This is a genomic window from Streptomyces sp. NPDC102279 (assembly GCF_044766365.1).
Taxonomy (GTDB): domain Bacteria; phylum Actinomycetota; class Actinomycetes; order Streptomycetales; family Streptomycetaceae; genus Streptomyces.
Map to the genome: position 1 here is coordinate 569,375 of NZ_JBIWLU010000004.1, position 25,132 is coordinate 594,506.

Annotated in this window: 24 protein-coding genes and 1 pseudogene; 13 read left to right on the forward strand and 12 right to left on the reverse strand. The window is 68.3% G+C overall.

Features of this window, described 5'->3' with window-relative positions; translation table 11 throughout:
• Window positions 1–11: 11 nt before the first annotated feature.
• Both ACIRQH_RS12620 and ACIRQH_RS12625 read right to left on the reverse strand, forming a co-directional pair.
• Window positions 12–2,489, reverse strand: a complete 2,478-nt coding sequence (locus ACIRQH_RS12620) for an amino acid adenylation domain-containing protein (RefSeq protein ID WP_404225633.1) — start codon at window positions 2,487–2,489, stop codon at window positions 12–14.
• A complete protein-coding gene (locus tag ACIRQH_RS12625; RefSeq protein WP_404225635.1) occupies window positions 2,486–5,026 on the reverse strand; it encodes a Pls/PosA family non-ribosomal peptide synthetase in 2,541 nt (846 codons plus the stop codon). Before ACIRQH_RS12625 ends, ACIRQH_RS12620 begins: the two co-directional genes overlap by 4 nt.
• A gap of 479 nt (window positions 5,027–5,505) precedes the next feature.
• Between ACIRQH_RS12625 and ACIRQH_RS12630 the strand changes: the two genes are divergently transcribed.
• Window positions 5,506–5,952 carry an SRPBCC family protein gene (locus ACIRQH_RS12630; protein WP_388879268.1) on the forward strand — a complete coding sequence of 149 codons (447 nt, stop codon included), beginning with the start codon at window positions 5,506–5,508 and terminating at the stop codon, window positions 5,950–5,952.
• Complete coding sequence (locus tag ACIRQH_RS12635; RefSeq protein WP_404225637.1) at window positions 5,952–6,290, forward strand: ArsR/SmtB family transcription factor; 339 nt, start codon at window positions 5,952–5,954, stop codon at window positions 6,288–6,290. Before ACIRQH_RS12630 ends, ACIRQH_RS12635 begins: the two co-directional genes overlap by 1 nt.
• 158 nt (window positions 6,291–6,448) lie before the next feature.
• Here the strand turns inward: ACIRQH_RS12635 and tnpA are convergent, their stop codons facing one another.
• Window positions 6,449–6,817, reverse strand: coding sequence for an IS200/IS605 family transposase (tnpA, locus tag ACIRQH_RS12640; RefSeq protein ID WP_388879361.1), 369 nt, complete (start codon window positions 6,815–6,817; stop codon window positions 6,449–6,451).
• 20 nt (window positions 6,818–6,837) lie between these two features.
• Here tnpA and ACIRQH_RS12645 point away from each other — a divergent pair.
• The 3 genes and pseudogenes from ACIRQH_RS12645 to ACIRQH_RS12655 all read left to right on the forward strand — a co-directional run bounded on the left by ACIRQH_RS12645 (window position 6,838) and on the right by ACIRQH_RS12655 (window position 8,665).
• Window positions 6,838–8,140 (forward strand): annotated as a pseudogene (locus ACIRQH_RS12645) (RNA-guided endonuclease InsQ/TnpB family protein).
• 37 nt (window positions 8,141–8,177) lie between these two features.
• On the forward strand, window positions 8,178–8,408 hold the full coding sequence (locus ACIRQH_RS12650) for an SDR family NAD(P)-dependent oxidoreductase (RefSeq protein ID WP_388932813.1): 231 nt from the start codon (window positions 8,178–8,180) through the stop codon (window positions 8,406–8,408).
• On the forward strand, window positions 8,405–8,665 hold the full coding sequence (locus tag ACIRQH_RS12655; protein ID WP_388932816.1) for an SDR family oxidoreductase: 261 nt from the start codon (window positions 8,405–8,407) through the stop codon (window positions 8,663–8,665). The genes ACIRQH_RS12650 and ACIRQH_RS12655 overlap by 4 nt, the downstream gene beginning before the upstream one ends.
• 80 nt (window positions 8,666–8,745) lie before the next feature.
• On the opposite strand, the gene rph is transcribed toward ACIRQH_RS12655, so the two are convergent.
• The 4 genes from rph to ACIRQH_RS12675 all read right to left on the reverse strand — a co-directional run bounded on the left by rph (window position 8,746) and on the right by ACIRQH_RS12675 (window position 14,634).
• Window positions 8,746–11,343, reverse strand: a complete 2,598-nt coding sequence (gene rph, locus ACIRQH_RS12660; protein ID WP_404225639.1) for a rifamycin-inactivating phosphotransferase — start codon at window positions 11,341–11,343, stop codon at window positions 8,746–8,748.
• A gap of 340 nt (window positions 11,344–11,683) precedes the next feature.
• Entirely contained in the window at window positions 11,684–12,412 is a 729-nt protein-coding gene (locus tag ACIRQH_RS12665; RefSeq protein ID WP_358821116.1) for a glycoside hydrolase family 16 protein, read from the reverse strand.
• Window positions 12,413–12,805: 393 nt separating this feature from the next.
• Window positions 12,806–13,456 (reverse strand): HAD family hydrolase, encoded by a 651-nt coding sequence (locus ACIRQH_RS12670; protein WP_358821117.1) that lies wholly within the window; start codon window positions 13,454–13,456, stop codon window positions 12,806–12,808.
• 74 nt (window positions 13,457–13,530) lie between these two features.
• Entirely contained in the window at window positions 13,531–14,634 is a 1,104-nt protein-coding gene (locus ACIRQH_RS12675; protein WP_404225642.1) for an ABC transporter substrate-binding protein, read from the reverse strand.
• A 140-nt stretch (window positions 14,635–14,774) separates the two neighbouring features.
• Here ACIRQH_RS12675 and ACIRQH_RS12680 point away from each other — a divergent pair, with 140 nt between their 5' ends.
• Window positions 14,775–15,149, forward strand: a complete 375-nt coding sequence (locus ACIRQH_RS12680; RefSeq protein ID WP_358821119.1) for a VOC family protein — start codon at window positions 14,775–14,777, stop codon at window positions 15,147–15,149.
• A gap of 247 nt (window positions 15,150–15,396) precedes the next feature.
• Window positions 15,397–15,897, forward strand: coding sequence for a GNAT family N-acetyltransferase (locus ACIRQH_RS12685; RefSeq protein ID WP_404225644.1), 501 nt, complete (start codon window positions 15,397–15,399; stop codon window positions 15,895–15,897).
• Between the two features lie 49 nt (window positions 15,898–15,946).
• On the opposite strand, the gene ACIRQH_RS12690 is transcribed toward ACIRQH_RS12685, so the two are convergent.
• Window positions 15,947–16,762, reverse strand: coding sequence for a phosphotransferase (locus ACIRQH_RS12690; protein WP_404225646.1), 816 nt, complete (start codon window positions 16,760–16,762; stop codon window positions 15,947–15,949).
• Between the two features lie 188 nt (window positions 16,763–16,950).
• Here ACIRQH_RS12690 and ACIRQH_RS12695 point away from each other — a divergent pair, with 188 nt between their 5' ends.
• Together ACIRQH_RS12695 and ACIRQH_RS12700 are read left to right on the forward strand one after the other, a co-directional pair.
• Window positions 16,951–17,349, forward strand: a complete 399-nt coding sequence (locus ACIRQH_RS12695) for a hypothetical protein (RefSeq protein WP_404225648.1) — start codon at window positions 16,951–16,953, stop codon at window positions 17,347–17,349.
• Between the two features lie 260 nt (window positions 17,350–17,609).
• A complete protein-coding gene (locus ACIRQH_RS12700) occupies window positions 17,610–18,842 on the forward strand; it encodes an MFS transporter (protein ID WP_404225650.1) in 1,233 nt (410 codons plus the stop codon).
• 89 nt (window positions 18,843–18,931) lie between these two features.
• On the opposite strand, the gene ACIRQH_RS12705 is transcribed toward ACIRQH_RS12700, so the two are convergent.
• The 3 genes from ACIRQH_RS12705 to ACIRQH_RS12715 all read right to left on the reverse strand — a co-directional run bounded on the left by ACIRQH_RS12705 (window position 18,932) and on the right by ACIRQH_RS12715 (window position 21,334).
• Entirely contained in the window at window positions 18,932–19,663 is a 732-nt protein-coding gene (locus tag ACIRQH_RS12705) for an HAD family hydrolase (protein ID WP_388879306.1), read from the reverse strand.
• A 199-nt stretch (window positions 19,664–19,862) separates the two neighbouring features.
• Window positions 19,863–20,459, reverse strand: a complete 597-nt coding sequence (locus ACIRQH_RS12710; RefSeq protein ID WP_404225652.1) for an NADPH-dependent F420 reductase — start codon at window positions 20,457–20,459, stop codon at window positions 19,863–19,865.
• A gap of 41 nt (window positions 20,460–20,500) precedes the next feature.
• Window positions 20,501–21,334: an inositol monophosphatase family protein gene (locus ACIRQH_RS12715; protein ID WP_404225654.1), complete on the reverse strand. Its 834-nt coding sequence runs from the start codon at window positions 21,332–21,334 to the stop codon at window positions 20,501–20,503.
• 131 nt (window positions 21,335–21,465) lie between these two features.
• Here ACIRQH_RS12715 and ACIRQH_RS12720 point away from each other — a divergent pair, with 131 nt between their 5' ends.
• Window positions 21,466–22,389, forward strand: coding sequence for a LysR family transcriptional regulator (locus ACIRQH_RS12720; protein WP_404225656.1), 924 nt, complete (start codon window positions 21,466–21,468; stop codon window positions 22,387–22,389).
• Between the two features lie 300 nt (window positions 22,390–22,689).
• Complete coding sequence (locus ACIRQH_RS12725; RefSeq protein WP_404225658.1) at window positions 22,690–23,058, forward strand: VOC family protein; 369 nt, start codon at window positions 22,690–22,692, stop codon at window positions 23,056–23,058.
• A gap of 74 nt (window positions 23,059–23,132) precedes the next feature.
• On the opposite strand, the gene ACIRQH_RS12730 is transcribed toward ACIRQH_RS12725, so the two are convergent.
• A complete protein-coding gene (locus ACIRQH_RS12730) occupies window positions 23,133–23,711 on the reverse strand; it encodes a TetR/AcrR family transcriptional regulator (protein ID WP_358821129.1) in 579 nt (192 codons plus the stop codon).
• Between the two features lie 91 nt (window positions 23,712–23,802).
• Here ACIRQH_RS12730 and ACIRQH_RS12735 point away from each other — a divergent pair, with 91 nt between their 5' ends.
• Window positions 23,803–24,249 (forward strand): DUF1772 domain-containing protein, encoded by a 447-nt coding sequence (locus ACIRQH_RS12735; RefSeq protein WP_358821130.1) that lies wholly within the window; start codon window positions 23,803–23,805, stop codon window positions 24,247–24,249.
• 310 nt (window positions 24,250–24,559) lie between these two features.
• On the forward strand, window positions 24,560–25,129 hold the full coding sequence (locus tag ACIRQH_RS12740) for a redoxin domain-containing protein (RefSeq protein WP_404225660.1): 570 nt from the start codon (window positions 24,560–24,562) through the stop codon (window positions 25,127–25,129).
• Window positions 25,130–25,132: the final 3 nt, after the last annotated feature.

Below are 25,132 nucleotides of genomic sequence, written 5' to 3' on the forward strand. Positions count from 1 at the left end.
TTGCGATCGGTTCAGGGCGTGGAACGCCGGTCGACCAGCGCGGCCAGATCGGTGAGGACGGGGTGGTGGACAAGGTCCTTGAGCGTGACCTCCCGGTCCAGGGAGATGGCCACCCGGACGGCTGACAGCGAGGTCCCGCCGCGGTCGAAGAAGTCGTCCCGCCGTCCCACACGGTCCTGCGGGACGCCGAGCACCTCGGCCCAGGCCGCGGCAAGGCGTCGCTCCGTGGGCGTGCGGGGTGTGTCGGTGCCGTTCTCGACGCGCGGATCGAACTCGGCGGCGAGCGCCGTCAGTTGATTCCGGTCGATCTTCCCGTTGCCGGTGAGCGGAAGGGACTCCTGCCGACTGAAGACGGACGGGACCATGTAGGCGGGCAGCATGTCCCCCAACTCCTGCTGGAGGTAGGCGGGTTCCAGTGAGCGCGGCCCTGTGTAGAAGGCGTGCAGGTGCCGGCCGCGCCCGGCCGCCTGGGCGACCACCACGGCTGCGCCATGCACGCCCGGTACGCGCAGGAGGCTCTCTTCGACCTCGCCGATCTCGATCCGGAATCCGAGGACCTTGACCTGACTGTCCCGGCGGCCCAGGAACTCCAGTTGCCCGTCGGGCAGCCAGCGCCCGTAGTCCCCTCCGAGATGAAGCCGCTCGCCCGGCCGATGGGGATCGGGCAGGAAGACCGCCCGGGTCCGCTCGGGATCGTTGATGTACCCGCGGCCGACACAGACTCCGGAGAAGGCGATGGCTCCCGGGGCGCCGAGCGGGACGGGGGAGAGGTGCTCGTCGACGAGATAGAGGCGCACGTTGTTGACCGGACGGCCCAGCGGCACCCCGTCGCCCTCCGGAACGCCGTCCAGGACCGCGTGGTTGGTGTCGTCCGACGTCTCGGTCAGCCCGTAGGCGTTGATCAGCCGGACACCGGGGCGGGCCCTGAACCAGCGCTCGACGAGATCCTTCTTCACCGCCTCGCCCGTGACCGACACGCAGCGCAGATGGGGCAGTTCGCGCGGGTTCCGTTCCAGGAAGGAGAGAAGCGCATCGAGATAGGACGGCACCACCTGGAGCACAGCGGCTCGGCCGTCGGCCAGCGTGTCGAGGAACCGGCGGACATCGAGGACCGCCTCCTGGCCGACCAGCAGGGTCCGCCCGCCGACGAGCAGCCCGGACAACAGCTGCCACAGGGAGATGTCGAAACACTGCGGCGCCGTCTGGGCGACCACGTCACCCTCGCCGATCCCCAAGTCGTCGATCTTGGCGTAGAGATGGTTGAGCAGCCCGGCGTGCTCGCACATGGCGCCCTTGGGTTCGCCGGTGGAGCCCGAGGTGAAGAAGACGTACGCGAGATCGCCGGACGCCACGGGGACGCCCGGATCGTCGTCGTCGCCACTCTGCTCGCAGAGCCGGTCGACGAACAACGCCCGTGTGACCGGCAGTTGGTCCACCGCCTGGTCGAGCGCGGCGGTGCTGCCGGATTCGGTGAGCACCAGCGCGCAGTCGGCGCGCTTCAGCATGCCGGTGACGCGTTCGGCCGGGAAGTGCGGCTCGACGGGCAGGTAGGCGCCGCCGGCCTTGAGGACGCCGATGACGCCGGCCGCCCATTCCAGGTTGCGTTCGGTCAGCACGGCGACGACATCCTCCCGGTGCAGCCCGGCGTCGAGAAGGGCGTGGGCGATCCGGTTGGCGTGGCTGTTGAGTTCCCGGTAGGTCCACCGCCGGTCGTTCTGCACGGCCGCGACGGCGTCCGGATGTCTGAACACCCGCTGCTCGAACAGCTCGTGGCAGCGCAGGTCGGGCAGTTCACGGTCGGGTCCGGCGAGGCCGTCGAGCTGGTGGCGGAGTTCGTCGTGCGGCAACAGGCTCTGTCGGCGGTGCGTCCTATCCGGATCCGCCGCGATCAGGCCGAGTGCGCAGAGGTGGTAGCCGGCGATCCTGGTGGCGGCCTCCTCGTCCAGGACATCGGTCCGGTAGCGAAGCCGGATGACGAGTCGGCCGCCGGGCCGCGTGAAGGCCACGTTCAGCACGGGGTCCGCGTCGGTCGCGCCGTCGCCCGTCGGATCGAACACCGTCTCAGGAACGAGGCCGGGGAGGCCCAACTCCTCGCGGAGTGCCTCAACAGGGAACCCTTGATGGGCCAGCAACTCCGCTTCGGTGGAGTGCGTGTGCAGGAGCAGGCTCCGCCACGACGCGGGGTCGGTCGTGAGGCGGCAGATCAGCGGTGCCGTACGGGCACCGGGGACGTACCCGGTGGTGACAGCGGATTCCCCGGTCAGGGCGGCGAGAACCTTGGCGTGGGCCGCCAGCATCACCGAGGCGAAGGAGACGCCCGTCGATGCCGCCAGACGGTCCAACTCCGCGACGAGAGCGTCGGGGACGGCCGCTTCGACCATCGCGGTGCCGGGCACCGGAGTGCGTGTCCACCGAGGCACCGAGGTGGAACCACCCGCGGTGAGCACGTCGCGCCAGTAGTCGGCGCCGGATCGTACGGACCCGTTCATCGCGACCCCTCCTCGTCCGTGGATCCGCCCGGGCGGATCTGGTGGGCCGGATTTCCGCCCCACCAGGCGTGCCGGGGGACCGATTCGCCCTTCATCAGGAAGGAGTCGGGCGCGAGCACCGCGTCGTCGGCGATGGTCACGCCGTAGTGCACGAACGCGCCGACCCCGAGGGTGCAGTGAGAACCCAGCCTGGAACGGTCGGACTTGAAGGTGCCGTCCTCCTGCGAGTGGCACTGGACGACACTGCCCGCGTTGAGGGTGGCGTCGTCCCCGATGGTGACCATCGTGCGTTCGGTCAGGTAGCAGCCGTCGTCGAAGACCCGGCGTCCGATCCGGACGCCCAGCAGGCGCCAGATCACACTCTTGAAGGGCGTTCCGTTGAAGACCTGGAGGTACGTCTCCGACGGCACCTTCCAGAAGCGCTCACGCCGCCAGAAGCGCCGGTCGTAGATCGAGCAGAACAGCGGGCCCGGCGGGTGGAGAGCGGTGACCGCGCGTTCCACGAGAACGAAGTACACGGCGCTGACGACCACGACGAGGACGTTGCCGAGCGCGATGGCCTCGGCCCCGATCGAGGTGTACAGCTCAGCGGCGCCCGACACGACCATGGTGACCACGAAGACGTAGAACCAACGCGCCAGCAGGTAGAGGATCATGGAGGTGGCGTTGTGCCGGTTCTTGGCCGCGAGGCCGGTACGAAGCGCCTCACCCTCGTACATCGGGTCGAAACTGCTGTCGCGTCGGACCGAGCGGGGAATCTCGAAGCTGGGTGAGCCGAGGAGTCCGACGTCCTGCCGGATCTCCCCGTCGACGGGGACCATGACCTTGGTGGCCAGCAGACAGTTGTCCCCGGTCCGGCCCCGCGAAGGGTAGGCGATCCGGTTGCCGAGGAAGTTGCGCGCTCCGATGGTGGCCCGGGACACGCGAAACGAGGTGCTGGAGAACTCGGCGTTGTTGATGGACAGCCCGTCGGCCACCATCGTCCCCGTCCCGACCGAACTCAGGTACGGCGTCTCGTGTTTGACCTCGGTGCCGAAGTTCGAGCCGGTCTGTTCGACAGGGGTCAGGTCGTAGCCGAGGAGTCGCAGGTAGGGCACGATCCCGGAGCTGTCCCCGAACAGCCTGGTCAGGAAACGCCGGTTGGTGAGCAGTGTGATCGCGCGGTGCACTCCGTAGTGGAAGCCGTAGAGCGGATACACCTTGTCCGGCTGGATGGTTCGGCTCAGCAGGCGGGGAATGGTCGCCAGCAGCAGGAACCCGAGCGGCGTGATCACGAAGAGCAGCAGGAAGGAGACCGCCAGGGCATCGCGGTAGAACGCCCAGGTCGTGAGGACCGTGGGTCCCGGCTCCAGCACGGCCGACAGCTGGGGCGCCTCGGCGAGGAGGATTCCGATCCCGCCGACGGCCAGCGGCAGGTACACCAGCAGCGCGCTCAACAACTGGGTGATGCTGTGCACCGACCTGCGGAGGGTGCCGCAGGCGGCCGGCGCCACCACTTCGTACGGCACCTCGGTGCGCAGCGCCGGTGATCCGTGCCAGTGCTCGCCGGCGGGCACCGCCTGACCGCTGTGCAGCGCGGAGGCATGGGCGAGCCGCGCTCCGTCACCCAGCGACGTCCCGATGTCGAGCACGGATGCTTCGGCGACCACGGTGTCGTTGCCCAGGGTCACGGTGCCGGTCTCGATCAGGCCGTCGCGGGCGCGGTAGCAGGCGAAGAAGGAGTCCTTGCGGATGACCGAGGAGTCCCCGATGGTGAGCAGGTCGGTACAGAGAGGAACGTTGCGGGAGAAGATCGCGACACCTGACCCGATGTGCGCGCCAAGCGCCCGGAGATAGAGCGTGTAGAGCGGCGATCCGACGAACAGGACCAGGGGATCCGAGCGGACGAGTGTCTTGACGATCCAGAGCCGGAAGTACGCCATGCTCCAGATGCGTATCCGCTGGGGCTGCCAGCGTCCGACGAGCACCCACTTGACCGCGACGGGCAGAGCGGACAGTCCCAGGAAGACGGCGGCACCGAATAGCACGGAGCGCAGGTACACGTCGAGCGCACCCGACCCGGCGGAGATCCACGCGTAGCCGTGGACGCTCAAGAACGCGACGATGCCCGAGTACGCGACGAACGCCAGGAGTTGCAGCATCCCGCACGCCACGTATCTGGCCTTGCCGGTGGGGAAGGCCGGGGGAGGGGCGGCCGGAGCGGAACCAGGCGAGTCCGTCACCGTGGCGGGAACGGGTGCCGCCATCGCGAGCGCCAGGGCGCCGATGGAGGGATGCGCGTACACGTCCTTCATCGACACCCGACCGAGGTCCGTCTGCTTTCTGACCCGAGCGCAGAAGTGAGCCATCACCAGGGAGTCGGCCCCGAGGTCGTTGAAGAAGTGACAGTCGGTCTCCACCTGGTCGAGGTGCATGACGTCGGCGAGCACCTGCGCCAGCGCTTCCTCGGTGCCCGCGGCGGACGGGTCGGTCACCGTGGCCTCGGCCACGGCACTTCGAGGACTCTGGGGCAAGGTGCCGACCGGCTTTCCCGTCATGGGAACTCCCTGGGAAGGATTCGATTCGACTCGACGGCCCTGGAGCGGCCCGGGCCGGAGGCGCTGTCGTCCACGCGGCCGGGGACCCGGGCCGGGCGAACACACGACACGTGGAACATCGGGCACGGACCGTGATCCGTCAGCGGTTGGGTGCCTCTGTGCCGAATGCACCCGGTGCCCGATGCCACGCGGACGTTCTGTGAGGTATTCGAGGCCGACGGGGGAACGGATGGACCCCGTGCGAAGAAATATGAGATTTGCGCCGTCGGTCCGGCCGGCGGTGGGCGGCCGCGCGACTCCGGCGCACGTTCCGGGCCCAGAGATCAGGGCACCTGAGTTGAGGACGGCCGCCTGTCGGCCGTCCTGCCGCTGCCCCCTGGCCTGCCGAGTTGGCGACCGTAGCGCAACGAAAGGTTGCGGATCACCGGGGCGGCGACTAGAGTCACATGCAACCGATGGTTGCACATGGGAGGCCTGTGATGGAGTTCGGAAAGCTGGAGCGTGAGATTCGTGTCGACGCGCCCCCGGAGATCGTGTTCGAGGTGGTGAGCCGACCCGAGCACATCAAGATGTGGTGGTCCGACGACGCGTCGTTCGAGCCCGAGCCCGGCACGGTCGGCGAACTCGTGTGGGGCGACCGCGCCGCGATCGAATCGATCACGGTGGTGGACGTGGACCCGCCCCACAGGTTCGCGTTCCGCTGGATCGCCCCCGCCGCCCAGCTGCCCGATGCGGACAACTCCCTCCTGGTCACCTTCGAACTCGAGCCCTCCGGTGACGGCACGATCCTGCGCCTGACCGAGAGCGGCTGGCGGGAGAAGGGCTGGGAGGCCGCCGTACTCGAAGAAGCCTTCCACGACCACGAGCGCGGCTGGGACATGTTCCTGCCCAGGCTGCAGAGCTACGCGCCCTCCGTGGAGGTGTGATGTCCACCGCTGTCGACGACGAACTCTGGTCCGCGATCGGCGACCCGATCAGACGGCGACTGCTCGACCTGCTGCTCGCGGAGGGCTCCGGAACCCCGACGGGCCTCAGCGACCGGCTCCCGATCACACGCCAGGCGGTCACCAAGCACCTGGGCGTCCTCGATCGCGCGGGCCTCGTGCACGCGACTCCGATCGGCCGCGAACGGCGCTACGAAGTCGACGAGCCACAGCTCGCCCGCGCTGTCCGGCAACTGAACGAGGTCGGCAAGAACTGGGACGCCCGGCTCAACCGCATCAAGCGCCTGGCGGAAGAGATCCAGCGGCAGAGAAGCGACTGACCGGCCGGCCGCCGGAAGAGGCACCGGTGGCCTCCACCATCCGGAAGAACCGATCACCTTTGGAGAGCGCCATGAGTCTGCTGCTCGGTGACCTAATGAGCCCGGCGCAAGCCCCGTCCTCCAGGGCGGGGTAAGCCGAAACGGTCCGCAGCGCGAAGCTACAGCGGCCGGCGCTGCTGTTCGATGCACTGCCGCACCACTGTGAGCGGGGCGCCGCCGCAGGAGGCGGCGAAGTAGGACGGGGACCAGAGATGTCCGTGCATGATCGCCCGGTTCACGTGTCCCGGTGAAGTCCCGGCGCATGATGCGGGCGGAGACGCCTTGAGGCTGTTCACGAGACCGGACACGCCGACCTTCGGAGGCTGGTGGACCAAGAGATGCACGTGGTCATGCTCGCCGTTGAACTCGAACAGTTCAGCCTCGAAGTCCACGCACACCTTGCGCATGGTCGTCTCGCACACGGTCGGCATCTCGTCGTTGCGTACACGGTGCCGATATTTTGTTCCGAAGGCCAAGTGGACGTGTATCGGCGGATATTGTGGGGGCTGTGCAGCTCCGTTACAACTTCCGTGTGTATCCCGAGCCTGCTCAGCGTCGGGCGCTGGCGAGGGCGTTTGGGTGTGCCCGCGTGGTTTTCAATGACGGTCTGCGGGCCCGTCAGGAGGCCCGTGAGGCGGGGCTGCCGTATACCAAGGACACTGATCTGCAGAAGCAGGTCATCACCGCTGCCAAGGGCACCGAGGAGCGGGTTTGGCTGGCTGAGGTGTCCTCGGTGGTGCTGGTGCAGTCGTTGCGGGACCTGCACACCGCCTACCGGAACTTCTTCGCCTCCGTCACCGGCAAGCGCAAGGGCCCCAAAGTCGCGTCCCCACGCTTCAAGTCCAAGCGGGACAACCGGCAGTCGATTCGTCTCACCGCCAACGGTTTCTGCCTGCGCGGCAACGGCAGACTGTATGTCGCGAAGGTCGGGGACTTGCGGGTCCGTTGGTCCCGTCCGCTGCCGGCCACGCCGACCTCGCTCACCCTCACGATGGACGCCAGCGGCCGGTACTTCGCCTCGTTCGTCATCCACACGGACGCCTCAGAGGTGTTGCCCGAGACGACCGGCATGGTGGGTATCGACCTGGGGCTGACGCACTTCGCGGTTCTCTCCGATGGCCGCAAGATTGCTTCCCCCCGCTTCTTTCGCCGGGCGGAGAAGAAGCTGCGCAAGGCCCAGCAGAACCTCGCCCGCAAAACCCGGGGATCGAACAATCGTAAGAAGGCCGTCGTGAAGGTGGCCCGTGCGCACGCGGACCGCCGACGCGCGCCGGGACTTTCACCATCAGCTGTCCACGACGATCATCCGTGAGAACCAAGCGGTGCACGTCGAGGACCTCGCGGTGAAAGGCCTTGCCCGCACACGACTCGCCAAGTCCGTACACGATGCAGGCTGGTCCGCGTTCGTCGGCATGCTGGAATACAAGGCCACCCGATACGGGCGCACCTTCACCCGCGTCGACCGGTTCTTCCCCTCGTCCCAGCTCTGCTCCGTGTGCGGCGTCAAGGACGGGCCGAAGCCTCTGGACGTCCGGGAATGGACCTGCCAAGCGTGCGGGACCGTCCACGACCGGGACGTCAACGCGGCCCGCAACATCCGCACCGAAGGATCCAAGGTCGCCGCCGGACAGGCGGAGACCCAAATCGCCCGTGGAGCGCAGGTAAGACCGGTACTCGTACCGGCACCGCGCGCAACCCCCGCACCCGCGAGGAAGAAGCAGGAACCCACCCGAAGCAGCCAGCCCCGCGGCTGGATGCAGACGGGAATCCCCGGCCTTAAGGCCGGGGAGGATGTCAAAAGAACGCTGTGAGCTACGGGACGGTGGAGGCGGGGGCGCCATCCCGCGCGTGTTCGCCCGGGAAGGCGCGAGGGTCTTCATCGCCGGACGCACCCAGGGAAAGCTCGACGTCGTGGCACGTGACATCGGCGCCTCGGGCGGCAGGGTCGAGGCCGCTCAAGTGGACGTTCTCGACGAACAGGCGGTCGAGAAGCACGCCGAGGCGGTCGCGGCGACGGCCGGAGGCATCGACATCGCCCTCAACGCCGTGAGTGTCATGCACGACCAGGGGACCGGGTGATCTGCATCCGCCCCCACGCCGTCGTCGACGCTCCGGCAGCCGGCTCCTACACCAAGGATCTGTTCAAGCCGATCGCGGCAGCGGCCGGGCAGTCGGTCCAGGAAATGCTCGACGGGGGAATGGCGCAGGGCACGCTGCTCAAGAGACTGCCCACACTCTCAGAGATCGCCGAGACCGCCGCGTTCCTTGCCTCGGACCGGGCCGGAGCCGTGACCGGCACCGTCGCCAACCTGTCGGCGGGAGGACTCGTCGACTGAGGCCGCCACCTTCGGCTGGAGGGGACGCGGGCAGCCTCATCGCTGGCTCCTGCGCCGATGAGGCTGTCCGGCGTGCTCGGTCAGGGCAGGAGCTCGACGTACCCGTCCGTCCCGTGTACGCGGATGCGCAGGCCGTCCCGGATCAGGCGGGTGGCCTGCTCCACGCCCACGACCGCCGGGAGGCCGTACTCCCGGGCGATCACCGCGCCATGGGTCATCTGGCCGCCGACCTCCGTCACCAGGCCCGCGATTCCGACGAACAGCGGTGACCAGCTGGGGTCCGTGAAGGTCGTCACCAGGATGTCGCCCGCTTCGAGGTCGGCCTCCGCCATGTCGAGGATGACCCGGGCCCGTCCCTCGATGGTCCCGGCGGAAACCGGCAGACCGATCAGAGCGCCCGCCGGCACGTCGTCACGCCGGTACGCCCCCGTGACGGCCTCGCCGTCCGACGTGAGCACCCGGGGCGGAGTGAGCCCCTGGTACGAGCGGAACGCGTCCTTGCGCTGCTGGATGAGCCGGTCGTCGACCTGGTGCGAGCGCGCGACGTCGTGGAACTCCTGGAACGTGAGGTAGAAGCTGTCCTCCCTCTCGCGAAGCACGCCTGCCTGCACGAGGCGCCCGGCCTCCTCCAGCAGGGCCTGCTTGTAGACGAAGTACCGGGTGATGATGCCGTACTTCGGGTACTCCCGGTATCCGATGAAGGTCCGGACCCGGTCGATCATCTGCTGGGTCTCGTCGGCCTTCTGGTCCCCGTCGGGCAGGGTCCTCAGGCGTGACAGCACGTCCTGTTCCTTCTCCTGGGCTCTCCACCGCCCTTGCTCGAAGCGCCGCTCGGCGGCGCCCGGTTCGAAGATTCTGACGTTGTCCAGGATCACGGGCACGAGCGTGGCGGGCCGCTCGCGCCACCGTGGCCTCGTGATGTCGATCTCGCCGACGCAGCGCATGCCGTATCGGTCGAGGTAGGCCTCGATGGCGTCGCGCGCCTCGGTCCCGCCCGCGAGCTTCGCCAGATCGTCCAGGAAACCCTCGTCCTGGACGCCCTGCAGGAACGCCACCACCTCCGGGTGCGGGCGGATCACGTCCGCGACGTCCAGCAGCGCCAGCCCCATCTCGGACGTGATGTTGTCCGGGGCGGACAGCGTGAGCGTGTCAGCCGCGTTCTTCTCGCCCAGCCACTCCCGCAGCTTGTCGTTGAGCCACCACGTGGCCTCCATCCCCGCCATGATCACCTGCATGCTCAGCGGATCACTGAGAACGCGTTTGTGCTCCTCGAACGCCTCCAACAGGAAGTCGAACAGCGCGGGTCCGCTCTTGCTCCGGATGTCGTGCTCAAGGGCGCTGATGGACGCCCGGCTGCGCTCGATCAGCTCGGTGACGATGGCCGGATCGGTCTCGATCGGCGCGGACGCACCGCGTCCCGGCAGCCCACCGGGGCCGCCGTCCGGGAGCGACGGGATGAAGTCGTCGTGAGCGAGGACGGTCTCCAGTGCGTCCCTGACCAGGGGATCACCTTTCCCCATCATGTCCAGGAGACCTGCCCGGCCGGCGGGCGAGGCCAGGCGCCGGGCCACATCGACGAACAGTCTCCCGCCGGCCGCGTGCATCGGCGCCATCGCGGTCAGCTGCCACATGGACAGCCCCAGGGGCTTCATGGGGTCGGTCATCATCTGCTGGTGGCCCACGGAGACATAGACGTGGTTCTCCTCGTCGTCGCTCTCCGGGATGGGGAACAGCGTCGTGATCGGCCGGCTCTGAACGATCTGAAAGCCGTCGCCGACCAGGCACCACTCGATGTCCTGAGGGCGGCCGAAGTGCGCCTCGATCCGTCGCCCGAGCCGCACCAGCCGCACGACCTGCGCATCCGTCAGCGCCGGCTGCTCCTGCCGGTCGGGGTCGATCGTGACTTCCCGCGTACCGCCCGTCGGCAGGGCATGGACGGCACGCTGCTTGGCGGCGATCACCTTGGAGACGATCTCGTCCTGCCGCACCCTGAAGGCGTCCGGATTCACCAAACCGGAAACCAGGGCCTCACCGAGGCCGAAGCCGGCGTCCACGGTGGAGACCTTCCGGTTGCCCGTGACGGGGTCGGCCGTGAACAGGACGCCGGCCGCGTGCGGGAAGACCATCCGCTGCACGACCACGGCCATGCGGACCGTGCGGTGGTCGATGCCGTTCCGCCGGCGGTACGCCACGGCCCGCTCGGTGAACTGCGACGCCCAGCACCGGCTGACCTGCTGGAGGACGGCCTGTACCCCCATGACGTTCAGGTAGGTGTCCTGCTGGCCCGCGAAGGAGGCCGTCGGCAGGTCCTCCGCCGTCGCGCTGGATCGGACGGCGTAGGCGGCCCGCTCGCCGTGCCGGTCGAGCGCGCGGGTGATCTCCGCCGCGAGATCGCCCGGGATGGCGATCTCCTCGATGGTCCGGCGAATCTGCGCGCTCAGCGTACGGATCCCCTCCCGGTCGTCCGGGGCCAAGCGCGACAACTGCTCCAGCTGCTCGTCGACCGACTCCGCCTCCGCCACGATCCGACGGAAGGCCTCCGTCGTCACACAGAAACCGGCCGGGACGCGGATGCCCTCGATCCGCGACAGTCCGCCCAGGTGCGCACCCTTGCCGCCGACGTCCGCGACCCGCGTCTCGTCGACCTCTTGAAGATCCAACACGTACTGCTCAATCACTGCGACACCTCCGAGGCAGCCGTGTTCCGTCGCGTTGCGATGGCCGACCGAATCACCGGCGCCTCCAACTCTGTCGAACCTCTTGTCGGACACGTCGCCATCCCTGGTCGCATTCCCTCTGATGAGTCACCCGGCCACTCCGCCGGCCGTGCGGCACGCACGGCGCGGCCTTCATTTCCGCAGGTGATGGCTTCGGTCGACGATTCTGCGGCACCACGGGGGCCTTGCCGCAAGCCCCCCGGTGCGCTATAAGTTGAGAGAGGCAAGGAGAGGGTTCTCTCCTTGCCTTCGTCATGCGCCGGCCACTGCACCGGGCAGGACCCTCATCCGGTCGGCCTGTCTACGGGTAATAGGGCGTGTACGTGATCGCCGAGACCTTGAGATAGCGCGCGCCGTCCGCCGTGGCCCAGGTCGAGGAGTCGGGATTACCCGGCCAGTCGCCCCCGACGGCGGTGTTGACGATGAAGTGCATCCCGATGCCGGGAGCGGTCGAGTACCACTTCGTACCCTGGAAAGCGCCGTCGACCGTGAAGTCGATGTGGTCGGGCCACCACGTGAACGAGTACGTGTGGAAGCTGTTGGTCCATCCGCCGGCGTTGTTCACGGCCCACTGGGTCTGTGCGTTGCTGGTGTCGTGGAACGTCTGGTAGACGGTGTTGGGGTTGGATCCCACGATCTCAGCGGCATCGAACTCGGGCAGCCACGGGTTGAGGTAGGCAGCCCAGACGGCGGGCAACAGCCCTTTGCCGTTGGGCATGTTCGCCGTGAAGCTGTACGTCCCGTAGCCGTAGAGAGCCTGGGACTCGACGCGGCCCGAGTAGTAGGTCCCGTTCCCCGCGTTGTAGGTCTTGATGACGAGCGTGCCGCCTTCGTACCAGACGCAGGCGGGCGTGTAGGTCTCGAGTTCGTTGTTGGCCGTCCATCGTCCGTTGATCGTGTTCCAGGAGTTGACGGTCTGCGGAGCGCCCCAGGTGCCGGCGTGCGCCGGAGGCTGGGTCAGGAGCACCAACGCCAGTGCCGCGAACGCGGCAGCGACAAGCCTGGTCCTGGAAAGGAGAGTTGATCGCATCAGAGCTCCGTTGCTCGGACATGAGGAGGATGGGAGCGGTCCCACTCCTGAAACGCACAGTAGAACCATGTCCCGTACCTGACAATCCTTCGCGCGGCGGGCCGCCACGGGGCCGGCGTCGTGCGGCGCGGTCACCGTCGACGAGCGAACTGATATCCGATCCAGACCTGAACCTCGGTCAGACCGCTCCGGGCCAGGCTCCGCGTCGAACTGCCCCCGTGGGATCGACACTTGTCAGCCCGCCTACGGCACGGTCCCAGAACGCCAGCGACCGTGGAGCCGTGAGGGGTGGGGCGCCGCCCAGTCCCTCGTCGGCAGGGAGAGGCGTCGCTCGGCGGCGCGCAGCATGGCGATGTCGTCCGACAGGGTTTCGATCCGCAGGGTCAGCGGGAGTCACTGCTCGGCGAGCAGGGCAGGCAGTTTGCGCATGTCGTGGAAGACGACGGTGCCAGGGCCCGCGAGTTCTTCGGCCGGGGTGAGTCCGCCGGCGTAACCGAGGGAACGCATGCCCGCGGCGCGGGCCGCCTGGATACCTGGACGGCTGTCCTCGACGACGACACAGGCCGAGGGATCGACGCCCATTTGCTGAGCGGCGTACAGGAACAGGTCGGGCGCGGGCTTGCCGTGGACGACCTCGGTGGCGCTGAAGATCCGGCCCGCAAAGCGTTCGTACAGCCCGGTACGGCCCAGGGTGTGTCTCATCTTGTCGTGCGATCCGCTGGAGGCCACGCAGGTCGTGAGCGTGACCCCGTCGAGTGCCTCCGGCAGTCCCTCGACCGGCATGAGCCCGGCGTCGACGGCTTCGCGATGACGTTCTTCGAACTGTTCCGCCCACGTCGCGGCCGTCTCTTCGCCCAGCTGAGCCGCGACCTGCTCGCGGATGGCGGCGTGTGAGCGCCCGATGAATCGTGCAACGACGTCCTGGTGGGTGAGAGGCCAGCCCAGTGCGGCGCCGAGCGCGACCTGAACGCGTACCGCGATGCGTTCGCTGTCGACGAGCACTCCGTCGCAGTCGAATATCACCAGTTCAATTGGTTTGATCACTTCGGCAGCATAGGGCCGACCGTTCACGGGGTCCGGCGCTCCGGAGGTCGGGAATGCGTGGCCTCCGCGTACGTTCAGCTCGCTCGGAGGATCCGAAAGCGGTCGAGTTCCGTCGGATCGCGCTCCACGACCTGGATCGGTGCACCGGCCCATTGCCAGACGCTGATGCCTGGTGTGCGGGTGAACTGGATCAGCCCTCGGGTGCCTTCGACGGCGATGCGGGGCCAGGCGTCGGCGATACGCCTCCGGTCCGCGCCGTGAACGCGCAGCAGGTCGGCGAGGACGGTGATCGCGTCGTAGCCCTCGAAGGCGACGAAGGAGGGTGCTTGGGCCAGCCGCTCGCGGAGGGTCGTTTCGACTCGTGTGCCGAGTGGGCCGAATCGCTCGGGCAGATAGCGCAGGAACGGGATCGCGGCGCCCTCGCCGCCCAGCAGCGTGTTCCACTCGGCGAGTTCGGGTTGTCCGGCCGGAGCACCGATCATGATCTCGGCGAGGCGCTGATCACGGCGGACAGCCTGGACGATGGGCACCGCCGGCTCCGGGTGGCCGACCAGGAGAAGGAGGGCGTTCGCCTCGTTCTCGACGAGCTCCTCGCACAAGGCCGATGGAGTGAGCGCGGTCATGTCGAGTTCGACGACGCTGCCTCCGCGCGCAGTGACGTGTTCGCGCAGAATGCGGGTCCCCGACGCCCAGTAGACACTCGGCTGGGCTGCAACGGCGATGCGACGACGCCCCGCTCCGAGGAGGAAGTCCGCGTACATCCGCCAGCCGCGGGACTGCGGTGGCGCGAGGCGCGCGACCCAATCCGTGGGCTGTTCGGTGAGTGCGTCGAGAACCGCGGACGAGCAGAGGAACGGCACTCCCAGAGCGTCGGCCCTGGCGGCCGCGGTGCGAGCGACGACGCTGTGGTACTCCCCGGCCAGGGCCGCCACGCCAAGCAGAGTCAGTTCGTCCACGGCGGCCGCTGCCCTCTGAGGATCAGCGGCGGTGTCGCGGACCACCAGCTCAAGAGGCCTTCCGGCGATCCCGCCGGCTTCATTGACGTCGTGGACGGCCAGTTCGAGTCCGGCGAGCAGGTGGCGGCCCGCCTCGACCCAGCCGGGCCGGGTCAACGGAAGGAGGGCGCCGACCGTGACCGCTGATCCGTCAGCCCGTACCGCTCCAACCGGCTCCTGCATGCGGGGGCATCTCCCATCGATCCGAACGTGCAGCTTACCCACGTACGGACACTCGCAACTTCGCGGTGTTCACCATGGGAACCCGTGTCCGTGTGGTGCGCGGAGGCATGGGCGCGAGGGTTGTGGGCAAGGCCGGAAGCATGACCACAACACTTGGCGCCTTCGTGCTCGGCACTCCCGATCCTCCCGTCCTGGCCGACTTCTACCGGTCTCTGCTCGGCTGGCAGGAGGTTCATCGTGAGCCGGAGTGGGTCCGGCTGAAAGCCCCGGAACAGGAACGCCCGGGCCTGAGCTTTCAGTTGGAGGCCGACCACACGCCTCCGACGTGGCCCCAGAGCCCGGGCGCTCAGCAGATGCAGGCGCATCTGGACCTACAAGTCGATGACCTGGAGGCGGAGACCGCACGGGCCCGCGCCCTGGGGGCGACGCTGGAAGAGCACCAGCCTCAGAAGGACGTACGGGTACTCCGCGACCCGCACGGCCACCTGTTCTGCCTCTTCCTTCCGGGCGCCTGACGGTCCCGGAACCTGGCCCCGGTTCACGGCCGAGGACCGGGGCCACGACCAACCGCATGACGAACCCTGCCCGCTCCCGGAGGTCCGCGCGCTGTCGGAACGAATGCGCTGACGCGTGCAGTTGGCCTGGTGTAGAGATGAGCCAGCGTCCTGAACCCGTGGCATGGAGGCGTCGGCCTGCACGCCCGTGCAGGGCGCCTTCGCTCGGAACTGCATACCGCTCACGATCACCGGCCAGGAGGCTCGCATGAAGGTACGGGTACGCGACGTACGAGACACTGACCTGCCCGTATTCTTTGCTCAGATGAACGATCCCGAAGGGTGTCGGATGGCGGCGTTCACCGCCAAAGACCCATCTGACCAAGCGCAGTTCCAGGACCACTGGGCACGGAATCGCAAAAATCCATCGAACCTCATGCGCACCGTCGTTGGCGTTAGCGACGGCGATGGCGATGGCGATGGCGCTGAGATCCTTGGGCATGTCGCCGTGTTCGGGCCGCCCGAGGAACGCGAGGTCACGTACTGGATCGGACGGCCGTACTGGGGGCGAGGAGTGGCCACCGCTGCTCTGCGGGCGCTGCTCGGCGTCGCGACGGAGCGTCCGATGTACGCTCGCGCGGCAGCGGACAACCTTGCCTCGATCCAGGTCCTGAAGAACTGCGGGTTCGTCCTCTCCGGCAGCGGGCGGGGCTTCGCGAACGCCCGGGGAGCGGAAATCGACGAAGTGGTCCTCACGTTGACCGACTGAGCATGAACGTCCCCACGGGTGACGCAATTTGTCCGACCCTGCCGGAAGGTCAGCTCAGCAGGGCGGCCGTGAACGTATCGCGCTGAGCGGCGAGCCAGTTCTGTATCCGGTCCCAGCGTTCCCATCCGCCGCGCTCCTCCAGTGCCCGCACGTAAACAGGATCACCGTCAGCCACGCGCCGTGCGACGAACCCCCGGCAGACCTCGGTGGCCTGTTCGACAGCGCCGGGCAACTCGACACGTTCCCGCGAGGAAAGGCCGTAACTGTCGGCGAGGATCCGCAGCCGGTCGGGAGCGACGAGTCCCGAGGGGTGGAAGGCGGCGGCCGACACGGGATCCACCATGGGGATCCAGTAACGGGCGGCCATGGCGAGGTCCCAGAGCGGACGCCCTGGGGCCGCCAGGTCGAAATCGATCAGGGCGGCGGCATGGCCGTCACGGAAGACGACGTTCTCCGGGCACACGTCGTTGTGGCACAGCATCGTTCCTCCCTCAGGGTCGGCGAGATCGTCTGGCCACTTGACGCGGGTGTCGACCCCGACGGCCAAGCTGGTCTCGTGCAGGCGCCGAAGCAAGCTCCCCACCGATGCGAGGGCAGTGTCCGTCACCACCCACTGAGGAAAAGGCGGAAGCGCGACATTGCCCGGGATGAAGGTCAATTGCTCCCGGCCGTCCGCGGAGAGGGCGACGGGAGTCGGAGCCGCGTCGAAGCCGTGCTCCTTGAGCGCGTGGAGGTGGACATGGAGTGCCAACGCGTTGGGCGGCGCCGGGCGTTCTACCAGAGCTCCGGTGCGGAAGACCGCACCGGCGTTCACCATTCCGCCGACCAGTGCTTCGCGGTCCGTCGCCTCCCCGTCAGCCGTCATGCCGGACACGGTATGCCAGGCGGATCCGAGCGGGCCCGCCGAAGCGCGACTGGCACGGCTCGGAGTTGCGGTTCTTGTACGTCGTGGTCACGTAGCCGCTCTGTGAGCCGGTTCCGTGACACCTGTCATGCGAAATGCCGTACGCCGGGCACTGGGGGCGCCACGTGCCCCGCCCCTACCTTCTTCTCATGACGAAGACAGGTGGCAGCAAGCTTCAGAAGACCGACGTCAAGGTGAGCCTGATCGGCGGTCACCGCCTCAAGGGCGAGACGTTGCACGAGCGCACTCTCACGGCGTCCCTCATCGGAGGGGCCGACATCGACCTCAGGGACATCGACATCCCCGACGGTGCCGAGCTGCGCGTCACCAAGCTGAGTCTGATCGGCGGCGTCAGCCTCACGGTCCGTCCCGACGTCGTCGTGCGGGTGTACGGCATCCGTCTGGGGGGGTGTGAAGGACGACGGCCCGAGCGAGCCGGGCGGCCCGACGGTCCGTATCGACGCCTGGGGACTGCTCGGCGGAGTCACTGTCACCCGCGGGTGATCCCACGCAGGCGCTCTGCATGCGGCAACAGGCCGGCCGGTTGACGTACCCCCCGCGGCCCCGCCCTGCGCCTTGGCTCCGGAGCGGCTGCCTGATCCAGGTCGGGATGGACATCAAAGCCCCCGGCGGCGAGACTGGCCGCCCACAACACGTCAAGAATTCTGCCCGGTGACGGAGTCGGTGCGGGGCGCGTGTCCCCTCTCCGCGCCAACACTGGACGGTTCCAGACGGCAACCACGGGTCGGTCCATTCGGGCACCGACGGCCCGGCGGGCCGTCCCGCCGGGCAGCGAACAGGACTCGCCGTGCCATCGGCGAACTACCGTTCCCTGCTGCGTACCCCGGGTGCCGCAGCCTTCTTCCTCCCGGCATCACTCGGCCGCGTCGGCATTGCGATGACCAGCCTCAGCATCGTCTGGCTCGTGCACAGCAGCACCGGCGCCTTCTCCGCGGCCGGCTTGGTCGCCGGCGGATTCGCCGTATGCGAGGCGCTCGGTGCGCCTCAACTGGCCCGACTGGTCGACCGGTTCGGGCAGACCCGCATCCTGCGGCCCACGCTTCTTGTCCACGCCCTCGCCGTGGCGGTCCTCCTCTCCCTGGTCGCCGCGGATGCCGACGTCGCTTTCCTGGTCGTCGGGGGAGGGCTGGTCGGCGGCAGTGTTCCGCAACTCGGCGCCATGTCCGCGGCTCGCTGGGCGGCGTTACTGCGCCCGGCCCGAGCGGCGGAACTGCCCACCGCCTTCGCCCTGGAGTCGATCAGCAACGCGGGCGCGTTCCTGGTGGGCCCGACGCTGGTCAGCGCACTCGCCGCGGCCGATCATGCCGTCACCGGCATGGTGTCGGCCGTCTCGTTGTCGGTGTTCAGCGGCCTGTTCCTCGCCACCCAACGCATCACAGCTCCTCCGGCGGCGTTAGGTGGAGCTGAACATGCGGGAGACAAAGGGCAATTGCTGTGCGGCCCGGTCCTACTCCTGATGGGCCTCAACCTTGCCATCGGGATCTTCTTCGGGGCCATGCAGGTTTCGGTGACCGCCTTCGCGGTGGAGTACGGCGCGCCGGGTGCCGCCGGCCCGATCTTCGCGGTTTCCAGCTGCAGCGGTCTGTTGGCCGGGTGGTTCTACGGGCTGCGCAGGTGGCGTGCCGCACCGCCCGTACAATTGCTGGCCGTGACTGGCGTGTTGAGCCTGGGCACACTGCTGCTGTTCACGGTCGGCTCACCCTTCGGGCTCGGACTGGTCGTGGTCCTGACCGGAGCCGCGATTCCGCCCCTTCTCGCACTCTTCCCCCTGTTCACCGAGTCGACGGTGCACCAGGCCGTCCTGACCCAGGCATTCGCCTGGCTCGGTGCCGCCGGGGCAGCAGGCTCGGCGGCCGCGGCGGCACTCTCGGGCTGGGCGATCGACTCGGTCGGACCACGGGGCGGCTTCGCGGTCACCGCCGCGGCCGCCGCCGCAATGACCCTTCAGGGCCTCGCCGGCCTCCGTGTGCTGCGCACACCTCATGTGCGGTGGAGGCGACGAGGCGAGGGTCCACACTGAACTCGCCTGCGCGCGGCTTGAGTGACGAACACTGCGCTGCAGTGGGGGAGTTGCCTCGCATTGCCTTGTTCCGGCTGCTGCGAGCGCGATCAGCTCTTCAGGCGTGACAGCTGCTCGGGAAGCTCGGTGAGGCGTTCGATGCGGAGCACTGTCTCCTGAGGAGTCGGTGACGGCCCGCCAGTGACGAAGTCGATGCCGCGGTCCAACCAGATGCCGGTGAGCCCGACGAGGCCGGCTGCGTGGACGTCGCTCTCCAACATGTCGCCCACGTTGACCGCCTGCGAGGCGTCCGTCCGCATCCGTCGGCAGGCGGCGGCGTAGGCGGCGGGCTTGGCAGCGCCGAGCTCGGCCGGGGTCAGTACGGCTTCGAAGTAGGTGAGGAGGCCGAAGCGGGCGAGCTTGGCCCGCTGTTGCCCGGGGTCCCCGTTGGTGAGAACAGCCAGACGTGGCCCCCCGGGAAGGCCCTTCAAGGTCTCTAGACAGGGCTGGACATCGGGATAGCACCGCCAGGACTCCTCGAACACAGTGAGGTAGCGCTCCGCGATCCAGGCGTCCAGCAGGCCGGGACTCTCAGGAACGGGCTCGCCGAGGACCGGCAGGAAGGAACGGAGCCTGCGTCGGTGGTGCTCAGCGAAGGAGCACTCACCGGCCAGGTACTCCCGCATGTGGCGTGCCTCCAGCGTCCACCACCGTTCCGCCAGTTCCTCCGGCGGAGCCGTCGCGTTCGGTGAGGCCCGGACGATGTGGCCGATCGTTTCCATGACGGCGCTTCGATGGTCGATCAGGGTGCCGTCCAGATCGAAGAAGATCACTTGTGTCATGGGGTGATCATCTCGTGGCGCCGGCCTCTGGCGGCGAGAGGGCCGGCCTCGGTGCGCTGCTGCCCTGCTCGACCGCAGGAGCTTGGAAACGAACAGCGCACCGACGATCAGCGCCGCCAGGGCTTGTCCCGTCGTCCTTGTGACTGCAGCCGAGCTGTCCGTGGAGCCGCTCGACGTGGCCTGCGGTCTTCTCGCCTGGTCAGCGAGTGATCGAGACGGCGAAGGGGGCGAACCCGCTGGAACGGATCACGTGAGGTGCGAACAGCACGGCGGCCTCGGCGGCCTGCGCGGTGTCGATTCCGCCGAGGTCAGTGATCCAGTCCCGGTGCCAGCCGAGGTCCTCTAGGAGCCCGTGGACGATCTGTTTGGCCCCCGGGTCCTCACCCGAGAGGAAGGCGGTAGGCGGATGGGCGAGCGTGGTGGGCGCCGTCATCACCGTGTACAGCATGGTGTTGAGCGTCTTGACCACGCGGGTGCCGGGGAGCGCCTCTTGGAGTTGCCGACCGAGACTCGAGCCGGGGTAGAGGAGGTTGGCGGGCAGTCCGTCCGGCCCGTCGACGGTGGCGTTGGAGACGTCCACGAGGATCTTGTCCTCGAGCTCCTCGCGCAGAGCAAGGAGACGTTCCAGCGAACTGGCTCCCGGCGTGGCGTTGATGACGATCTGCGCTGACCGGGCGGCGTCGGCGGCAGCGGCCGGCGAGCGGTCGGCGACGGTCACCTCATGCCCGGCCCGGGTGAGGGCTGCGGACAGGCTGCCGCCGACGCGGCCGTTTCCGAGTACGGCGATCATGGTCATACCGATCTGGTCCTTCCGGTGCTGCTGGATGTCAGAGGTGGTCAGCGGGAGAGCGTGGCGACAGCGGCGCTATGCACACCGGGTGCGGCGGCCAGCAGGCTCTCGCTCGCCGGTGTCCAGGGGCGGCCCTCGGCGTCGGAGATCCGCCCGCGGGCCTCGGCGACGAGCAGTGCGCCGGGAAGCAGGTCCGCCCGGGCTCCGGCGAACTGCCAAAAGGCGTCGATCCGGCCGGCGGCCACGTTCAGGAGGTGCAGGGTCGCGGGCACGGACGTCCGCACCACGAGTGCGTCGATGAGCATTGCGGTGATCGAGGAGCCGATGCGCCGGGTGATCGCCTCGTCCTCGTCCGGCCTGGCCTGGCTCGTGGCGACGAGGCTCAGTCCGAGGTCTGTCGTCTCAGAAACGTGCAGCGGCCGGCCGTCGAGGTAGGCGCCACCACCCGCCAGCGCGGTGTACGTCTCGCCGGTCAACGGAAGGTGGACAGCAGTGAGTACCGGCTGGTTGTCGCGCACGAGTGTGGCGGTGACTCCCCACTCCGGCAGACCGTTCAGGTGGTTGACATTGCCCTCGGCGGGATCAACTACCCACCATTCACCGGAAGGAAGTGCCCCACCCGCGAGTTCTTCCTCCACCCAGCGGGCTTCGGGGCGCAGGCGCTCGAGGCGCGGACGCAGAACATCGAGGGCTGCGTCGTCGTTTGCCGCGAGCGCGCGCATCAGTTCTTCGCGCGTCCGGTAGCGGACCACGCCGCCGAACCGCTCTCGCAGCACCGAGCCGGCCGCACCTACGGCGATCGCGGTCTGCTCCAGCAGGTAGGCATCGGACGCGGTCTCGGCGACTGCGGCACTACCTGTGGTCTGAATCGAGTCGGGCATGGCGGTACTCCCATCTCAGCAGGGGTGATGAAGGCGGGGGCCAGATCGTCGATCTGTGCGCCCGCATCTCGAAGGTATGAGCACCCGGCCATAACCTCAAGTGCATGTAAAGCACGGATAGAATGACTCTCATGCAACTGGATTTGAACCTGCTCGGTGCCCTCGACGCGCTCCTCGATGAGGGGAGCGTGGCCGGTGCGGCCGATCGCCTGCACGTGACCGCGCCGGCGATGAGCCGAAGCCTCGGCCGGATCCGGAGAACGACGGGGGATCAGATCCTGGTGCGCACCGGGCGCACCATGACCCCGACGCCGTACGCGATCGCCGTTCGGGAGCAGGTGCACGAGTTGCTGCAGCAGGTCCAAAATGTGCTCGCGCCAAGCCGTGCACTCGACCTCGCGACGCTGGACCGCACGTTCACCCTCCGCTGGCACGACTCCCTTGTCGCTCATGGCGGCCCCGCGCTCCTCGCGGAGGTACGGAGGCAAGCGCCTGGCGTACGGTTGCGCTTCATCGCTGAATCGAGCGTGGACACACCCGAGTTGCGTCGCGGCGAGGTCGACCTCGAGGCGAACGCGAATCGCCCGACCCAGGCCGAGATTCGCGGCGAACTGCTCGCCGAGACTGGGCACGTCATCGTCGTGCGGCAAGGACATCCGCTTACCCTCGCCAAGGCCGTCACGCCCGCGCAGTACGCCGAAGCCGAACACGTCACCATCTCAAGGCGCGGAAAGTTCGACAACGCCCTCGACGGCGCTCTGGCGCAACTCGGGCTCACGCGGCGTGTGGTGGCGACCGCGCCCACCGAAGGCGCCGGGCTGGCGTTCGTGCGCGATTCCGACCTGCTGGTGACAGCTCCCGAATCGACGACACGTTCGTCGGCCGCGGACCTCGGTCTGGTCCTGATCCCTCTGCCGTTCGAACTGCCGTCGGCTCCGGTGTACTTGTCCTGGCATCAGCGCTACGACACCGACCCCGCACATGCGTGGCTGCGCGACCTGGCGCGGACCGCTCTGACCGGGCGCGCGAGAGATGGGCATGAGGTGGCGCATTGACAACCGACTGGGGGCGCGAGGTGGTTTCTCGGAACGCCGGCGGGTTTCCCACACGCTCACGGCGCGTGAAGAACAACCGTGGGGGTTCGACTCCCCAGGAACAGTTCAGCTCAGCACTGCGTACAGATATCGGTGCACATTGCACGGCAAATCATCAGGTGCGGATCAGAGCCGGCCAAGGCGGATTCGGCGCCGTCCGCATCGCAGCGCCGCAGATCGTCAGGGCGGACGGCTCTACCGATGAGTTCGCCGCCCCCCAGCGGTCTACCCAGCGACACGACCGTTCGCGACAGGAGTGCCATGTCTACCATTCAGCCAGTGATCGTGACTGCCGACCAGGACGCCCTGCTCGGCTTCTACACGAAATTGTTCGGCGCTGAGGAGATCTTCCGGGTGCCGGCGGAGGGCCCGGCCTTCTACGTGGGTTTGCGCATCGGCGACTCCGACCTCGGGTTGGTGGCCAGGGCGGACGCGGGGACCGGGGCGGCGTCGCGGATCCTGCTCAGCATCGGTGTCGACGACGTCGATGAGACGCTCGGCCGCGTTGCGGCGCTGGGCGGCTCGGTCAGTGGCGGCCCCAACGGCATGGCATGGGGACAGCGCGTCGCCCACATCCAGGACCCCGACGGCAACCCGGTGAACCTCACTCAGCCGATCCCGGCCCGATAGCACTGTTCCGGGCCGGTACGGAGCTTCCGCGCGGATGCGCCCGAAGGGCTCGGGCTGCCCGCCCGGCGGGCGGGTCAGAGTTTGGCGAGCCGGTCCACCAGTAGCTCCACCCTGCGCTCGGCATCCCCTCGTGGGAGTCGTCCCGCCCGGGTCAGGGTCGCCAGCCCGTGCAGGGCCGCCCAGAACACCTCGGTGAACAGTCCTGGGTGGACGCCCTCCCCGGCGACCTCGCCGAGGGTCTCCATGAGAGCGGCGAAGGCATCCTTCAGAGGTTCCGGGGTGTCGTCGTTCGCGAACGTCAGGCCGCCGTCGAGCTGGAACAGGGCGTCGTAGACCGCCGTGTTCCGTTCGGCGAAGTCGAGGTAGGCGTGGGCGAGAGCGGTGACCCGGGCGCGCGGGCCGACCGCCGCGGAGGTGGCGGCCCGTAGCTCCGCGGCCATCTCGGCGGCGCCCTCGACGGCTACTGCGCCGATGATCTCGCGCTTCCCGCGGAAGTGGCTGTAGAGGACAGGCTGGCTGTACTCGATGCGCTCGGCGAGCAGGCGGGTGGTGACCGCGTCCCAGCCCCGCTGCTCGGCGAGTTCGCGGGCCGTCGCCACGATGAGGCGCTCGCGCTCCATCCGTTCGCGCTGCTTGCGTTCCTGTACCGACATGATTCGATCCTAGCACCGCTAGACAATCGAGCGGCAGCAGTACTAGCGTTGCATCGTCATCTAGCAGCGCTAGATCCCTGGAGGGGTCATCATGCTCAACGCACTCGAGGTCTGCACCACCGTGATCGTCGGCGTGATGGTGGGGGTGGAGTTCTCCGTTGCCTTCGTCATGAACCCGATCTTCAACGCACTTCCCGACGACAGCGGCCAACTCGGCCGGGCGCACGGGGGCCGGATGCTCGGCGCCGTGATGCCGGTGTGGTACATCTCCTCGCTCGTCCTCGTGGCGGTCTGGGCCATCGCCGGACGGCACCACCACGGAACCGGCCTCGTCATCACCGCCGGCGCACTGCTGATCTTCAGCGTGGTTATGTCGCTGCTGCTGCTCGTCCCGATCAACAACCGGAGCAAGACGTGGACCCCGGACAACCGGCCCGCCGACTGGAAGCAGCAGATGAACCGCTGGGACCGCTTCCACTACGTCCGCGTCGCCGTGATCATCGCCGCCTTCGCCCTGCTGGTCGCCGCCCTCGCCTGAGCCCGCGGGCCGAGGCCGAGCCCGGCAGGCGGCGTGCGATCCCCGATCCAGCCATGACGAAGGCGACACGAGGCGAGCGGCACCCGAGGCGGGCGCCGGGAACCGACGCCCGCCTCGTGCAGAAGTGGCCACGCCGGAAGCAGTCGAGCAGACTGGTGCGGTAGGCACGGTGTGGCCTTGCACGTGTGAGGCTCGGGTCCGGTGGGGCAGCCAGAGCCCGCAACATAGACCTGGTGCCCCGCCGTCATCGAGGCCGAAAGCGACAGCGCTGTCCGAGGCACGGCGATGCTGTCGGCGAGAGGCGGTTGTCGTGCGTCCCGACATTGTTCAGGGTGGCGTCCTCCCTGATTTTGCTCTTCCGGACCATACGGGAACGGTTCGCAGCCTCAGCGAGGTCCAAGGCGGCGACCCGTTGGTGCTCACGCTGGCGCGGGGGCACTACTGTCCAAAAGAGCACCAGCAACATCTCGAGATGGCCTCAGTGCTCCAGGCCAAGGCCGCGGTCGCTTACACGCAGATTGCGACGATCTCGACGGACGACCATCACACGACGCAGGAATTCCGCCTCTCCGTAGGCGCCCAATGGCCCTTCTTCTCCGACCCGGAGAGGGTCGTCCAGCGTGAACTCGACATCCAGGAATACACGGATCCTGGACACAACCCCATGATTCCGTACACGCTCGTCCTGAAACCGGGCCTGATCGTGCACAGCGTGTACAACGGCTACTGGTACTGGGGGCGCCCGTCGGCCTACGACCTGTGGCGAGATCTACGGGACGTCACGTGGGAGATACGCCCGGACTGGGATCTGGGCGCTCCGGGCCTCCGCGAGGCCTGGGACTCCGGCGATCGGTCGCCATTCCACGGTTGGGGCAAGTGAGTC